This window comes from Vibrio sp. R10-SG-ISO4 (genome assembly GCF_059834135.1).
Genome location: NZ_JCBDHJ010000013.1, coordinates 150,033 through 163,753 on the forward strand (window position 1 = coordinate 150,033; position 13,721 = coordinate 163,753).

Annotated in this window: 13 protein-coding genes and 1 riboswitch; of the genes, 8 read left to right on the top strand and 5 right to left on the bottom strand. The window is 50.1% G+C overall.

Going from position 1 to position 13,721, the window contains the following annotated elements; translation table 11 throughout:
• The first annotated feature begins 19 nt into the window (after positions 1-19).
• Entirely contained in the window at positions 20-1,702 is a 1,683-nt protein-coding gene (locus AC6R03_RS07165) for a flagellar assembly protein A (protein WP_500630973.1), read from the top strand.
• Here the strand turns inward: AC6R03_RS07165 and AC6R03_RS07170 are convergent.
• A complete protein-coding gene (locus AC6R03_RS07170; protein WP_487902471.1) occupies positions 1,699-1,971 on the bottom strand; it encodes a nitrogenase-stabilizing/protective protein NifW in 273 nt (90 codons plus the stop codon). The two genes, AC6R03_RS07165 and AC6R03_RS07170, sit on opposite strands and share 4 nt — an antisense overlap.
• Positions 1,972-2,074: 103 nt before the next feature.
• Here AC6R03_RS07170 and AC6R03_RS07175 point away from each other — a divergent pair, with 103 nt between their 5' ends.
• Positions 2,075-2,722, top strand: a complete 648-nt coding sequence (locus tag AC6R03_RS07175; RefSeq protein WP_500630972.1) for a haloacid dehalogenase type II — start codon at positions 2,075-2,077, stop codon at positions 2,720-2,722.
• A 31-nt stretch (positions 2,723-2,753) separates the two neighbouring features.
• On the opposite strand, the gene AC6R03_RS07180 is transcribed toward AC6R03_RS07175, so the two are convergent.
• Positions 2,754-3,179, bottom strand: coding sequence for a universal stress protein (locus AC6R03_RS07180; protein WP_500630971.1), 426 nt, complete (start codon positions 3,177-3,179; stop codon positions 2,754-2,756).
• 237 nt (positions 3,180-3,416) lie between these two features.
• Here AC6R03_RS07180 and AC6R03_RS07185 point away from each other — a divergent pair, with 237 nt between their 5' ends.
• Entirely contained in the window at positions 3,417-4,811 is a 1,395-nt protein-coding gene (locus AC6R03_RS07185) for a glycoside hydrolase family 1 protein (protein WP_500630970.1), read from the top strand.
• A 125-nt stretch (positions 4,812-4,936) separates the two neighbouring features.
• Here AC6R03_RS07185 and AC6R03_RS07190 read toward each other — a convergent pair whose 3' ends face one another.
• Positions 4,937-5,542: a TetR/AcrR family transcriptional regulator gene (locus AC6R03_RS07190; RefSeq protein WP_334568186.1), complete on the bottom strand. Its 606-nt coding sequence runs from the start codon at positions 5,540-5,542 to the stop codon at positions 4,937-4,939.
• 134 nt (positions 5,543-5,676) lie between these two features.
• The gene (locus AC6R03_RS07195; protein ID WP_500630969.1) at positions 5,677-6,768 is read right to left on the bottom strand and encodes an efflux RND transporter periplasmic adaptor subunit; all 1,092 of its coding nucleotides are present in this window, start codon (positions 6,766-6,768) and stop codon (positions 5,677-5,679) included.
• Between the two features lie 248 nt (positions 6,769-7,016).
• On the opposite strand from AC6R03_RS07195, the gene AC6R03_RS07200 reads away from it, so the two are divergent.
• The 4 genes from AC6R03_RS07200 (at position 7,017) to AC6R03_RS07215 (ending at position 11,480) form a co-directional block, all read left to right on the top strand.
• The gene (locus AC6R03_RS07200) at positions 7,017-7,742 is read left to right on the top strand and encodes an IclR family transcriptional regulator (RefSeq protein ID WP_500630968.1); all 726 of its coding nucleotides are present in this window, start codon (positions 7,017-7,019) and stop codon (positions 7,740-7,742) included.
• A 5-nt stretch (positions 7,743-7,747) separates the two neighbouring features.
• Positions 7,748-8,581, top strand: coding sequence for an arginase (locus AC6R03_RS07205; RefSeq protein ID WP_500630967.1), 834 nt, complete (start codon positions 7,748-7,750; stop codon positions 8,579-8,581).
• A gap of 474 nt (positions 8,582-9,055) precedes the next feature.
• The gene (locus tag AC6R03_RS07210; protein ID WP_500629169.1) at positions 9,056-10,933 is read left to right on the top strand and encodes a PhoX family protein; all 1,878 of its coding nucleotides are present in this window, start codon (positions 9,056-9,058) and stop codon (positions 10,931-10,933) included.
• A 394-nt stretch (positions 10,934-11,327) separates the two neighbouring features.
• Positions 11,328-11,480 carry a hypothetical protein gene (locus tag AC6R03_RS07215; protein WP_334553060.1) on the top strand — a complete coding sequence of 51 codons (153 nt, stop codon included), beginning with the start codon at positions 11,328-11,330 and terminating at the stop codon, positions 11,478-11,480.
• 109 nt (positions 11,481-11,589) lie between these two features.
• On the opposite strand, the gene AC6R03_RS07220 is transcribed toward AC6R03_RS07215, so the two are convergent.
• Positions 11,590-12,477 (bottom strand): LysR family transcriptional regulator, encoded by an 888-nt coding sequence (locus AC6R03_RS07220; RefSeq protein WP_500627323.1) that lies wholly within the window; start codon positions 12,475-12,477, stop codon positions 11,590-11,592.
• 156 nt (positions 12,478-12,633) lie between these two features.
• Positions 12,634-12,791, top strand: a riboswitch (TPP riboswitch).
• Between the two features lie 91 nt (positions 12,792-12,882).
• On the opposite strand from AC6R03_RS07220, the gene thiD reads away from it, so the two are divergent.
• Positions 12,883-13,719, top strand: coding sequence for a bifunctional hydroxymethylpyrimidine kinase/phosphomethylpyrimidine kinase (gene thiD / locus AC6R03_RS07225; RefSeq protein WP_500630986.1), 837 nt, complete (start codon positions 12,883-12,885; stop codon positions 13,717-13,719).
• Positions 13,720-13,721: the final 2 nt, after the last annotated feature.

A 13,721-nucleotide genomic window follows, 5' to 3' on the forward strand; every position in this document is an offset into this window, starting at 1 on the left:
TGGGTTAAGCAGGTCAGTTATGTGGGACAAGTTAGTATCTCTGTCAGAAGATGAGCAGGGAGTGGTCGCGAAGCTATTGCCAGACATCAGTGTGGATGGAAATTTCGATACGCGTGGATTAGACGCTGCGTTAGCCAATATTGGCGCCAGTGATTTTTATCTGATGGAAGAGGCGGTGAACCGCTTTATCAAGTGTGCGCGAGAAGCGAAAAGTGAAGCGTATGTGGGCTTTCCTATCGCTGAAGTGCGTGACGCGACGGTGGAAGTGGTGCTCTCAGAACACGACATGCTGGCCAGTATGGTGGTGACCGGCGCTTACAAAGGCCAACCTCTGAAAGGACCGCAAATCGTGCATGCCTTGGCGCAATCCCATGTCACTAAAGGCATCAATAAGCTCGCACTGAAAAAAGTGTTGGTGATGAGCCATCAACTCAAACCCGGTGAAACCTTCACTCAACCTGTCGCCAAAGGCAAAAATCCCATCCAAGGCAAAGACGCCAAGTTTGTTCCTTTAGTCAAAGACCCTGCTAGACAAGTGCTCGCTCCCAAAGAATCAGATCAAGATGGGGGCAAAGTGGACATGCTCAACTTAGGCGAGACCATCACCGTCTCAGCAAATGATCCCCTTATGAAACGTGTACCTGCGACGAAAGGGACACCAGGTATGACAGTACAAGGTAAGGTGATTCCGCCTAAGCCTGGTAACGATGCCATGCTCAAAGCGGGCAAAGGCACGAAAGTGAATCCCAACAATCCCAATGTATTGCTGGCTGAGGTATCCGGTATGCCGGTGCTCAAAGAGCGCAGCGTGGAAGTGGAAGATGCACTCTGCTTACCGACCATAGGTGTGGCGACGGGTCATGTTAAATTCAAAGGCAACGTGGTGGTGTTTGGCAACATTGAATCGGATATGGTCGTTCGGGCAACCGGATCACTCACGGTGGGTGGATTTATTGAATCGGCGGATGTTCAAGCACAAGGTGACATTGAAGTTGCCAAAGGCATCATTGGTCACAATGTCTCTGAAGGCGAAGAAAAGAGCTGTGTGGTGAAGTCGGGCGGCAGCATAAAGGCCAATTATGCACAGTTCAGTGAGTTACAAGCTGGACAAGATATTATTCTCAATGTCCACAGTATGAACAACGCCATTCGCTGTGGTCGCCACCTCGTTGTCGCCGATAGCAGCGAAAAACACGGCACCTTAAGCGGCGGCAGTGCCAAGGTGGGTGGAAAAATCACCTGCGTCGAGCTGGGTGTGGAAGGCGACACCGCGACACATGTTCAGGCGTTTGCGCGCTTTCAGATGTATAAAGAGCGCCAAGCCAAGCTCAAAGAACAATACACTCAAGCACAAGAAGCGACCATGGCGGTGGTGCGTAAAGAGCTGGAGTTGAAAAAAATTCCGAAATCTCAACGGACGCCAGAGCAAGAAGAAGAGGTAGAAACGCTCAAACGAGAGAGCAACGCACACCTTGAGAAAGTCAAACGTGCCCGTGATGGCAATGAAGCGGAATTGACCTCTGCACTCGAAGACAACACCATCGAGGTAAAAGGTAAGGTGTTCACCCATGTTACGGTGCAATATGGGGAAGAGAAAGTGATCACTAAGCGCGTTCATGGCCCTAGCATCTTCTCGTTCAATCAGTTTGAAATCAAATGCTCATCTATGTTCGAAGAAGAGGATATCGAACAAGAAGCCTAACGACGTTCACAAGATGTGCAGCCGCGGCAGGCCGAGCGAGTGTGTTTATCCAGCTTGCTGCGCTGTACTTTACAATAAGCATTTTTTAGCGCACGTCGCGCTGAAAACCAATCATCAGGCTTTTGTAAAATAAGATTACCCCCAAACCGCTTCACCAACTCGGTACGATTCTGCTCGATAAACGTGCGGTCATAGCCTATCTCAAAATAATCCAATGCCTGTTCGATAGAGGTGAAACTGGCGAGGGTTTCTGTTATCGAGTCGGTCATTCGCTTAATCGCTTCTTTCGTTCAGAATGGGTGTCCTATTATTGAACACTCGTTCACCATTGTCTACGATAGTAAGACACTCTCCACAATGGATACGGCAACAATGACGAAGACTTATGCGTTTGATGTCTATGGCACTTTGATTGACACACATTTTGTGGCGACTCAACTGGAAGCGTGGCGTCCGGGGCTTGGGCAGGCCATGAGTGTGACTTGGCGAAATAAGCAGCTCGAATACGCGTTTCGACGCGGGTTGATGAACGAGTATGTGCCGTTTTCAACCTGCACCGAACAAGCGCTGGATTACACATGCGCCGCCCATCAAACAACCTTGTCGCCGGAACAGAAAGCGCAGCTTCTCGACCTCTATCTTCGCTTACCCTGTTTTGATGATGTCAAAGAGAGCCTAGCCTCACTGGTAGCGAAAGGGCATCGGCTGGTCGCTTTTTCTAATGGTGAACAACACAGTGTTGAGACGTTGCTGCGCCGCGCGGGCATTCGGGACGAGTTTGCGCAGATAATCAGCTGTGAAAAGGTCAAAACCTTTAAGCCCAACCCATCTGTCTATCAGCATCTTCTGTCGGTCACCCAAGACAACGACACCTATTTAGTCTCGAGCAATCCGTTTGACGTGCTGGGTGCGCAATCAGCCGGTATTAAAACCGTCTGGTTGCAGCGCAGCGTGGATGTGCCTTTTGATCCGTGGGGAGTTGAGCCCGATCGCGTTATTCGTCGTTTGACCGAGCTGTAAAAAAGATAGCCGCCTAGGGCGGCTATCTCAGTTAGCTTGTGATTGGCACGACGAGGATATCAATCGGTGACTTATTGATGAGGTGGCGGGAGTAGGAAACAATTTTGCTCCAAAAGTCCTGATGGTGGCCACAAATCAACAGATCAAAGCCGTGTTCTTTAATGGTGTACGTTAATTTCTCACTGAGATCGCCGGTACCGACAAGGAAGTGCTTGATCGGGACAGGTGAATCGGTTTGAAACTTCTCTAGCCATTGGTTGTTGTTTTCGTTCAAAGGTCGACGGCTAGGATCGGCTTGAATATCGACCAAATCAGGGTAGATTTCCCCATGTGTGCCATCGATATGGATGAACGAGACTTTTGCACCCACTATCTCAGCGAGAGACGCGGCGCGTTCAATGAGAACGTTACTCTCTTCAGACAGCTCTAGTGCAACTAGGATATGTTTGTATTTCATAACCACGCCCTCTTACGTCATTGTTTACTCTATAAGCATAGTATTTCTGTGGAAAAAGATGTGTCGGATAGGTCTCGTAATGGCTTGAAAATACCGAGCTATCATTCAGATTTTGCCGATTTTTGTCGCTGCGCTCTGGCCTAAAAATGGGAAATATCCTGATAAATATCTAACCTTATTTAGTGTCTAATGGTTCGAGTACACTCAAGTCAAAATCATAAATAAAGAGAATGAACTATGACTTTTCCATCCGATTTTCTTTGGGGCGGAGCCATTGCGGCTAACCAGGTAGAGGGCGCTTACCTCACTGGTGGCAAAGGGCTTTCCACCGCTGACATGCTGCCAAAAGGGATCTTAAACCCACATCAGACCCGCGAAGCGCGTACTGAGGGGATCAAAGATCTTGCCATCGATTTTTATCATCGTTATCCAGAAGACATCGCTTTGTTTGAGGAGATGGGGTTCAACTGCCTTCGTCTATCCATTGCTTGGACGCGTATCTTTCCGCAAGGCGATGAAACCGAGCCGTGTGAAGAAGGGCTCGCCTACTATGACCGACTATTTGACGAATTGGCCGCCCACGGGATGACACCGTTTGTCACGCTTTCACACTACGAAATGCCTTACGCCCTAGTGGAAAATTACGGCGGTTGGGGTAGCCGAGAAGTGATTACCTTCTTTGAGCGCTATGCGCGCAGCGTATTTACGCGCTATAAGGAGAAAGTGAAGCTTTGGCTTACCTTTAATGAAATCAATATGTCGTTGCATGCGCCGTTTACTGGGGTTGGACTCCAAGAAGACGCGAGCGAACAGGCGATCTACCAAGCGATCCACCATCAGCTGGTGGCCAACGCCAAAGCTGTGCAGCTCTGTCACGACATCATCCCTGACGCGAAAATCGGCAACATGCTGCTCGGCGCGATTAACTACCCTTACACCTGTAATCCTGATGACGTTTTGGCGGCGATGGATGAGAACAATAAGTGGCTCTTCTTTGGCGATGTGCAGACTCGCGGCAAGTACCCAGGTTATATGTTGCGTTATTTCCGTGATAACGGAATCACCATCGAGATGGAAGCGGGGGACATCGAAACCCTAGCGGCGGCGAGTGTCGACTTTATTTCTTTCAGTTATTACGCCAGTGGGTGTGCGAGTGCTGATCCGAAACAAAAAGAGGTGGGTAATATCGTCGACAGTGTCCCAAATCCGTATCTGGAAAAGAGTCAGTGGGGCTGGTTGATTGACCCTAAAGGATTGCGCATTCTGCTCAACTTCCTCCACGATCGCTACCAAAAGCCACTGTTTATCGTTGAGAATGGTCTCGGTGCGCGTGATACCGTGACTGACGAAGGTGAGGTGATCGACGACTACCGTATCGCGTATCTACGTGATCATTTGGTGCAAGCGCATGAGGCGATATTAGATGGCGTCGAGCTAATGGGCTTTACCAGCTGGGGGCCAATTGACTTAGTCGCGAACTCTACTGCAGAGATGAGCAAGCGCTATGGCTATATCTATGTCGATCGCCACGATGACGGCTCGGGTACCTTGACGCGCCTGCGCAAAAAGAGCTTCTATTGGTATCAAGAGGTCATCAAAACCAATGGGCAGGCGCTCTTGGCCCAAGAGTGATGAAGTCAGCAGGATGCCGTAGTATTGGGCATCCTTAGGACGGATCGCTTAGAAGATTGAGCGACTGAGAAGCGCATAAACACAGAAACACATAAACATAGCAACAAGGGGCGCTGCTGCGCCTCTTATTGTGCTTGTTGCGTCTGGAGGAAGAAATCCAACGCGGAGTGAAGGTTGGCCCGGCGCTGCTCGATATTATCGTCATTCATACCAAGAAATGTGGGGTAGAAGGTGCGACCTTTCACTAATGCCAGCAGATTCGTCGCCAGTTCTCGCGCGTTTTGCTGCGGCAGTGTGTTGTGTGCCATGGCGTCGCTCAGCCAATGCTCCATTGGACAAGTTTTGATCTGTTCAAGATCGTTGAGATGACAACTGCCATGACACATGGCTTCAATCGTGATGGCCACCAGCAGGCGGCGGCGCTCGCAGCTTAAGACAAAATCCAACTGCTGATCGAAAATATCAAACAGCTGAGATTTAATGCTACGGGTCGGATCAAATGGCGGCAGTTTTTGCGTCTCTTGCTCTTGGTGCAAAATGTGTTCGACGACATTCTGATAGAGCTTCTCTTTCGAGCCGTAATGGGCATAGATGGTGGGCTTTGACGTGCCTGCGCATTTGGCGACAGCTTCAAGCGAGGCGCCTTGCACACCAAAATCCTGGTAGCACTCCATTGCTGCCTGAATAATATTCTGCCGAGTTTTTTCGCTTCGTTGACTTCTTTTATCCATACAAAGGTCAGAGCAGTGTTCTAATTTCTTCCATGTGGTCATTGTGTTAACGCTACCATAAGCATGGTCCTACCAGTATGCCCGTCGCTGAGAGTTGAGAGCTGACTCAACATTGCGACACTCTATTGCCGAGATTATCCGCGGCTAAGGATTTGGTTTAGCCCTTCAACCAGATTCACAATGGGCTCAATCTTGCGCCCGACCAGCTCATACGCGTAAGGATCGTTGACGACAAACTGGTTGGCCTCTAACCCGGTGACCGCGAGATAGCCCTCGATCTCAGATTTGACCATCAGCGGCGCGACCGGCACTTCTAGCACTTTCTTATCACCATCAAGGACATAGACAAAGCTTTGGGTCTCTTTGGTATGCACCGCCTGTTTAGGGACAAACAGGGTCGCCTGGCGTTCTATGGCGTTAAGGTAGAGCTCGGTTTTACTTCCCACCAGTAACTGATTATCAGAATTAGTAAAGGTCGCATAGGCGGAGAGTGTCTGGGCCTGTTCGGTGGTTTTGCTGTCGACAAAACTGAGCGTGCCATCAATAAATTGGCCGTGGGCATTTTTTACCGACACTGTCGGTGGCGTTTGCGCTGCGGGATCACTCAGTGTCGTTAGGTAGGGGTAGAGCACGTCATTCGGCGCACTGAAATGGAGCTCCACATCAGAGACGGCGATCAACTCTGTTAACTCCTGACCTTTGGTGACGAAGTTCCCGGCACTGACCAGAATTTGCCCCACTTTACCTGAAAAGGGCGCGACGATGGTGGTATCGACGAGCGCTTCTTGGGCGACAAGCAGATTCTTTCTCGTCGCGTCAATGGCTTGCCGAGCGCCGTCGAGTCGTTCACCGCGCGTCACGCCGGATTTCGTTAAATCAAGGATATTGTCGAGCGCGCGTTGGTATTCCTCTTGGGCGGCTTGAACCGCTAAACGAGCGAAGGTGGTATTAAATTCAAACAGCGGCGTGCCTTTTTTAACCACCGCACCATCGTTGACCAAGACATTGGTAATTTTGCCTTCCTGATCCGACAGAATCTTCGTGTATTCAGACGCTTGGAATTCACCGGAGAGCTTCTCGAGCCGGATCGCTTGCTTCTCTATCGGCAACTGAACTTGATACGCGTTGGATTGATAACGTTCGCTGGCGTTAGACAGTTGGCAGGTGACACTGAGAGTGGCCGCCGCGCCAAACAGAACGCTGAGGGTGAGTGCTAGAGGCTTCATGTTATCCCTAAACCTTGTGGTCGTTGATCCCAAAACGAGATGGCCGCTGGGCGGCTCGAGATGATTATGCAACATAGATTATTTTAACTTTACCGTTAAGTAAAGTTATATTGATGGTTTGAATGGGTTGCGTAGGGCGTGCTTTTTATCACTCAGTGAAAATGTAGGTGCTCTTTGTGCTCACTATTCTCGCCTTATAAGAATATAATTTGAACTCACTCTATGACCCAGTTAGAAAAGAATTGACCATGAAAAACGGCAGCGGCCAAGTGAACGAGAAAATCTTACAACTGCTCATGCAGGTAGCGGTCAACGACGAGCCGGTGACCGCCAAAATCTTAAGTCATCAGCTCGGGACACCACTGAGCAGTTTGTATCGCCACCTCAAAATGTTGAAAGAGTGGAACCTGATTGAAGAGAGTACGCATGACAAAACCTTGATCATCGGTCCGGCGGCTTTGATGTTGATGCGCAGTTACCAATCGAGTCAAAGTGAGCTGGAGTCAGTGTCCGCGGTGCTCAGACGCCTACAAAAGCAGACGGGCGAAATGGCGGCTTACATGGTGCCTGTTGGTTATCGTGCACTGTGCGTCAGCCGAAAAGAGAGCATGCAAGCGCTTAGGTGCAGTTATGTCGAAGGGCAGAGTCAGCCGCTGCTGCATGGCGCTTCATCGAAAGTGATGTTGGCGTATATGCCGAGTGCGCGCTGCGAGAAAATCTTGCGTTACTTTGGCCAAGAGTCGCAATGGGACGCTTGGCAGACCAAATTGGACGCGATTCGAACCCAGGGGTACGCGGTCAGTACCTCTGAAATTGATCCCGGGGTGTCTGGTATCAGCGCGCCGGTGTTAAAGGGTAGCAAACTTGTTGGCGCTGTGTCGGTAATGGCACCGGCTCATCGCGTTGAGATGAACGAGCAAAAAATTGTACTTCATGTATTGCAGGCAGCGAGAGCTCTGCCTCCTGAAAGGTAAAGGATATGTTTAGGCTATTTCAACGGCGCAAGCTACACAGTATTACTGGGCTCTGTTGCGACAAACTCACCTTGCTCAGTGTCAGTGAACAGATCAAACCGATGAGCCAAGTGGAGTTTGATATGGCCAACCAGAGCTTGGAAGAGCTCTACGATTGGCTGGCGGACAAAGTCTCGACCAATATTGGCTATGGCGGTCATTTCAATCTCCAACAAGCGGCCAAACATCACTTGCTTGATACCGTTGCTGCGTTGATGGAGTCGGCCAGTTTACCTGTGCTCTTTGCCAATGACGGTGAAAGCTTACTGCATGCGCTGCCGATGGTGGCGAGTCAAGGCAGAGAGTTGGGGTTTATCCATATCAGCCGCAGCTTGGATATCAAACCGACTCTAGAGCCTGAGAAAGGCTCGCTGTTTCATTTTGTCTTGCAGCGCAGTCAGCAAAGCCGCTTGTTCTGCCTTGGCGTGGATTCGGACAATCAAGATCCGAAGCTGCTTGATTATGCAGAAGATCTCGGCTGTGATTGGTTGTCCGTCAACGAGTGCCACTTTCGCTCTCGTTTTACTGTGAAGCAGCAGTTGAGCCACTACTTGTCACATTGTGATGACGTGGTGATCAATATTGATCTCGCCAGCTTACAGCCCGTGACGCGGTTGGAATCCGATACGTTGATCGAAGTGCAGATGGTCAATCGAGTGTTGCGCCAAGTTCTGCTTTCATGCAAGGTGCGCTTAGTGCAATTTGTCGGTTACAAAGACAAGCACATTTATTCGAAAGAGACATTGGGTGTGGTGAATGGCTTGGCGTCACTGTTTCCCAGTCATCATAGAGCAGCGTAATGCTCAAGTGGGTGAAAAACGGGGGCCTATAAAACTACTAAAGCTGGCGGTTAAGCCAGCTTTGTTGGGGTTGCACAGTTATTGAGGTTTGCTGTTCGTGTTTTTGTTCGAATCTTTCCAGTATTGAATACGAACACGATGCAATTGTGCTTTTCTCATTTTCTTCATGATAATCCCTCACGTTAAATACCATGCTCTTCATTGAGCAGATGTGAATCTAGTTCCTCATGAACAATTTCAATTTAGCGGCGAAATGCGCGAAACACCAGTGTTTTGATCACAAATTTTTCGCGAAATTGGCGTAATTTCTAATTTACATGTGACTGAGATCGCCATTTATTGGTCTTGTCATGTAATCGAAGTAAAAGCATCATCTTTACTTTGTATTTGTTAAATAAAACCTTAACTGATGTGTAACCTTACTCGCCTAACATTTGCTCGCTTATATAATGATAACTCAGCAAGGAGTCAGCAATGTGGGATCGTGATGAACAGGATTCACAATTCAGCCAGATGATCGAAGCGCGACTATCTCGTCGTCGTTTCTTAGCCGGAACCGCTGCCGTCAGTGCAGGGGCGTTTCTTTCCCTCAACCCGATCGCGAAAGCGATAGCGGCATCAAGTGATAGTCGTTTGCTCAACTTCGAAGCAGTGCCAGCCTCGACAAAAGATGCGATCATCGTACCTAAAGGTTATAAAGCCACGCCGCTTCTCTCTTGGGGTGATCCTATTTTTGCTGATGCGCCAGAGTTTGATCAAAGCGGTAAGCAAGATTCAGCCGCGCAGGCGCGTCAGTTTGGTGACAACACCGACGGGATGAGCCTATTCCCTATCAGTGACGATCGCGCTGTTATTGCGGTGAACAACGAATACACCAATTACGAATACTTGTTCGAACATGGCGGTAAAGCGATGACGGCGGACGACGTATTAAAAGCGCAAGCGGCACACGGTGTGACGGTGTTCGAAATCGTCAAATCCGGCGGAGAGTGGAAAGTGGATAAAGCAGGGAAACGCAACCGCCGTATTACCGCTAACACAGAAATGCGCCTGACAGGCCCAGCGGCGGGTCATGCGTTGATGAAAACCAAATTGGATCCTTCAGGCTTAGCGCCACTCGGCACCTTTAATAACTGCGCCAACGGTCAAACGCCTTGGGGCACATACTTAACCTGTGAAGAGAACTTCCACGGCTATTTTGGCACCAGTACGACGGCAGAGTTGAGCGACGATCATAAACGTTACGGAATCAAAGCAGCGAAGAGCAGTTACCAGTGGCATGACACCGATGAGCGTTTCGATGTCGCTAAGCATCCGAATGAGCCACACCGTTTTGGTTGGGTTGTGGAGATCGATCCAAACGATCCGACGTCGACGCCGCTTAAGCGCACTGCACTCGGGCGATTTAAGCACGAGAATGCGGCACTGTTGATCAACGATGATGGTCATGTCGTGGTGTACCTAGGTGATGATGAGCGTGGGGAGCACATTTACAAATTTGTCTCTCGCGATCGCTACCAACCGGGCAATGATGCTGCCAATCGCAACTTGCTTGAAGAGGGCACCTTGTACGTCGCCAAGTTCGAGATGGACGACAACGAGTTGAAAGGCAAGGGGCAGTGGATTGAACTGACTTATGGCAAAAATGGCCTGACTAAAGAGAACGGTTTTAACGATCAAGCCGAGGTGATGATTTTTGCACGTCGCGCTGCGACTCAAGTTGGCGCGACCACGATGGATCGCCCAGAGTGGGTGGCGGTGCACCCAGACAACCAACACGTCTTCTGTACCCTCACCAACAACAAAAACCGCGGCGTAAAAGAGGGCCAACCTGTCGGTGGTCCGAACCCTCGCGCTGAGAACCACTACGGACAAATTGTTCGCTGGGTACCGACCTCGGGCGATCACACCCAAGCAGAGTTTGATTGGGATTTGTACCTGATTGCTGGCAACCCAACGGTGCACAAAGATTCGCTCTACGCGGGCAGTGACAACATCAACGCCGACAACATGTTTAATAGTCCGGATGGTATCGGTTTTGATAAAGCTGGTCGTTTGTGGATTCAAACGGACGGAAACTACTCAAATCAGGGCGATTTTGCAGGTCAAGGGAACAACCAAATGTTGTGCGGCGATCCTAATACTGGTGAAGTGCGACGTTTCTTGACGGGGCCAATTGCCTGTGAAATCACGGGGCTGACCTTCTCCGCCGACTACAAAACCATGTTTGTGGGTGTTCAGCATCCGGGCGAGAAAGGTGCGCCTTCTCACTACCCTGGTGGTGGTGACAGCAAGCCTCGCTCCACCATCGTTGCCATTACCCGTGAAGATGGCGGCGTTATTGGCGCTTAAGCTGTCTCACTGTTTGCATCAACAATCATTCGCATCAAGATGGGCGCCACGAGCGCCCATTTTTTATTGCCGATATCCACATTGGCATATTTATGCGATCGCTCGCATAAAAAACGTCAAGGTTTCGTGTGTTCACCGCAAAGAGTGTTGCGCTTCACAATCGCAATCCCTATATTGAAAGAGTACTCAGCATAACCTTAAGGTGTTCTAATCCGAATAAACTCCAGATAACAATACGACATTGAGCGATTGACCCGGCGAATCTACCCCATTTCTTTTGGTGCAGACGCCCCAACGTAAAAAGAATAAAGTCTATCTGAGCGCCTTCTGATGAGAGAAGTGGCACCTTTAGGTTATTAAGGACGGTGATGATAACTGAGGAGGAGGTTAGGCTATGGTATCACTACTTTGGGTAGCATTAGGTTGTGTGGTCTTCTTATGTTGTTGGAGTGCTCAGCATGGTCTCCCTATGCTGGGGCTTAAACTGGATGAGTCCGATCTACTGATTATTTCTGAACTCGCTGGCGAAGACGTCTTAGAGGCATGACCTCAAATAACGACGATAATGAGCGTTGAAGCAGCAGCAAAAATGGAGCCTTGGGCTCCATTTTGCGTTTCAAGCCTATCGAAAATTTTGGCTATGGCAGTGCGTTGGGTTATAGCGAGATCACGTCCGTCAACTTATCCACCACCGTATGAAAACGGGCTGGCCACGCTCTTTGTTTTTTGCTCACCAAATACAGGGTCTCGACGACGGCTTTCTTTGGCTGATGCACAGCAAGTTGATCGCGCAAAGTGAAAGAGCTGAATGCGCTGTGTGGCAGCACCGTAAAACCGAGCCCTTTGGCAACTGGCAGAAGAATTTGGCTGAGTTGGTTGATGTAGCCCGAGGTGCGCAGGGCGCGAATATCAATCCCCGCCAGCGCTTTGTCGCCACACTGCGAAAAGTAGAGCGAGAGATAGTGCTCCGCGTCGGGGTGGCGAATTAAACCGATCTCAAGGAGAAGTTCAGGGGTAATAGGCTCGTCGACGTTTGCCGGCACAATCAAACACATGGTTTCTTGACCTATCTCTTGCGCTTCGATTCTCGGGTCGAGCGGGATGTGAGTGACAAGGCCCAAATCGGCGCGCCCCTCAGCCAAATCGTCGATGATCTTACGGTTGGGGGCGACTTCCAGCTTGACGACCAGTTGTGCAAATTCACACTGTAAATCGAGCAGATGCGGGTAGATAAGCTGCGCCAACGCGCCAGAGCAAGAGACCGACACCTCACCGCGATGCGCGTCGTCCTGAGATAACGAAGCAATCAGGTCTGTTTCTTGTTTGGCGCGCTGCTTTGCGTACTGATAGACCTGTCTGCCTTGTTCCGTTACTTCAAAGCTCTTGTTGTGACGCGCAATCAGTGGGTAGCCGCAAGCCTGTTCGAGCTTTTTGATGTGCTGGCTGACACCGGGCTGAGTCATGAACAGCTTTTCTGCGGTATGAGTAAAGTGGCCGGTCTCGACCAAGGTTTGAAACGTTTTGAGCCAGAGTGGATTGAGCATAACCGTCAAATCAATAACGAAAATTTATAAAATTAAGAGTAAACGATAATGTTCTGTGTGCCAAACGTCGCGTTCGTATCGCCCACTCCTCGATTCACTCGGGTTATTTAAGTGATCTGAATAGGTTGCATCTGCGCTATCACAGGGTTAAGGTTGGCGACATAGTCGGGGAGCGTTCCTTCTGCTCGAGTCATAACGATAGCTTGATTAACGAGCCTGTCGTAGAAGCATAGAAGGAGGGCTGAGATCGCATCGCGAGACCCGTTGAACCTGATTCAGTTAGCACTGACGTAGGGAACTATTCATAACGCGGTGTCGTGGGGTCGCCACAATCTCGCCCGTTATGTGTTGTGCTTGGCCAACGCGCTCTGCACACAGTTCCTGACGCGTGCGTGAGGAACACCGATGAACCAAACCGCATTTTATGACCCTCAAACTCCGATTGTCCTAACCATCGCTGGCTCCGACAGTGGCGGCGGCGCGGGCATCCAAGCCGACATCAAAGCGATCAGTGCAACAGGCAGTTACGCCTGCTCCGTTATTACGGCCATTACCGCGCAAAATACCTGTGGTGTTCACGCCATTCATCCTATCCCTATCGACCATGTTCAAGCGCAGCTCGATGCGGTATTGAGCGATCTCAATGTCGTGGCGGTGAAGGTTGGCATGCTGGCTGACGCTGAAATCATCCGTGTCGTGGCACAAAGTTTGGCGGCGTATCAGCCCAAGTTTCTCGTGGTGGACCCGGTGATGGTGGCCACCAGTGGTGACAGCTTACTGCACGCCAGTGCGGTGGGGGCGCTCAAGAAAGAACTGCTACCGCTTGCCGATATGATCACACCAAACTTACCCGAGGCGGCGGCGCTGACTGGGCGAGCAACGCCGACATCGGAAGAGGAGATGGGAGCGATGATTGACGCCCTGCGCGCCTTGGGCGCCAAAACAGTGCTTCTTAAAGGGGGGCATCTAGAGGGCGAAAGCAGTAACGATCTGCTGATTGAAAGGAGTGGCAGTGAATTGATTCGCGCTAAGCGAGTCGCCACTCATAATACTCATGGTACGGGCTGTACGTTGTCATCGGCCATTGCGTCCTATCTTGCCCAAGGGTATCGGCTGCACAAAGCGGTCCATTTGGCTAAACAATATATCTCACAAGCCATTGCGCATGCCGACGAACTCTCTGTTGGTCAAGGACATGGGCCTGTTCATCACTTTTTCTCTGGTCACCAAAATGTACGTTAATC

Coding starts and splice junctions, on each gene's coding strand:
- thiD (WP_500630986.1), top strand. CDS start 12,883: ATGAACCAAACCGCATTTTATGACCCTCAAACTCCGATTGTCCTAACC.
- AC6R03_RS07205 (WP_500630967.1), top strand. CDS start 7,748: ATGTTTAGGCTATTTCAACGGCGCAAGCTACACAGTATTACTGGGCTC.
- AC6R03_RS07200 (WP_500630968.1), top strand. CDS start 7,017: ATGAAAAACGGCAGCGGCCAAGTGAACGAGAAAATCTTACAACTGCTC.
- AC6R03_RS07190 (WP_334568186.1), bottom strand. CDS start 5,542: ATGGATAAAAGAAGTCAACGAAGCGAAAAAACTCGGCAGAATATTATT.
- AC6R03_RS07185 (WP_500630970.1), top strand. CDS start 3,417: ATGACTTTTCCATCCGATTTTCTTTGGGGCGGAGCCATTGCGGCTAAC.
- AC6R03_RS07165 (WP_500630973.1), top strand. CDS start 20: ATGTGGGACAAGTTAGTATCTCTGTCAGAAGATGAGCAGGGAGTGGTC.
- AC6R03_RS07220 (WP_500627323.1), bottom strand. CDS start 12,477: ATGCTCAATCCACTCTGGCTCAAAACGTTTCAAACCTTGGTCGAGACC.
- AC6R03_RS07175 (WP_500630972.1), top strand. CDS start 2,075: ATGACGAAGACTTATGCGTTTGATGTCTATGGCACTTTGATTGACACA.
- AC6R03_RS07210 (WP_500629169.1), top strand. CDS start 9,056: ATGTGGGATCGTGATGAACAGGATTCACAATTCAGCCAGATGATCGAA.
- AC6R03_RS07195 (WP_500630969.1), bottom strand. CDS start 6,768: ATGAAGCCTCTAGCACTCACCCTCAGCGTTCTGTTTGGCGCGGCGGCC.
- AC6R03_RS07180 (WP_500630971.1), bottom strand. CDS start 3,179: ATGAAATACAAACATATCCTAGTTGCACTAGAGCTGTCTGAAGAGAGT.
- AC6R03_RS07215 (WP_334553060.1), top strand. CDS start 11,328: ATGGTATCACTACTTTGGGTAGCATTAGGTTGTGTGGTCTTCTTATGT.
- AC6R03_RS07170 (WP_487902471.1), bottom strand. CDS start 1,971: ATGACCGACTCGATAACAGAAACCCTCGCCAGTTTCACCTCTATCGAA.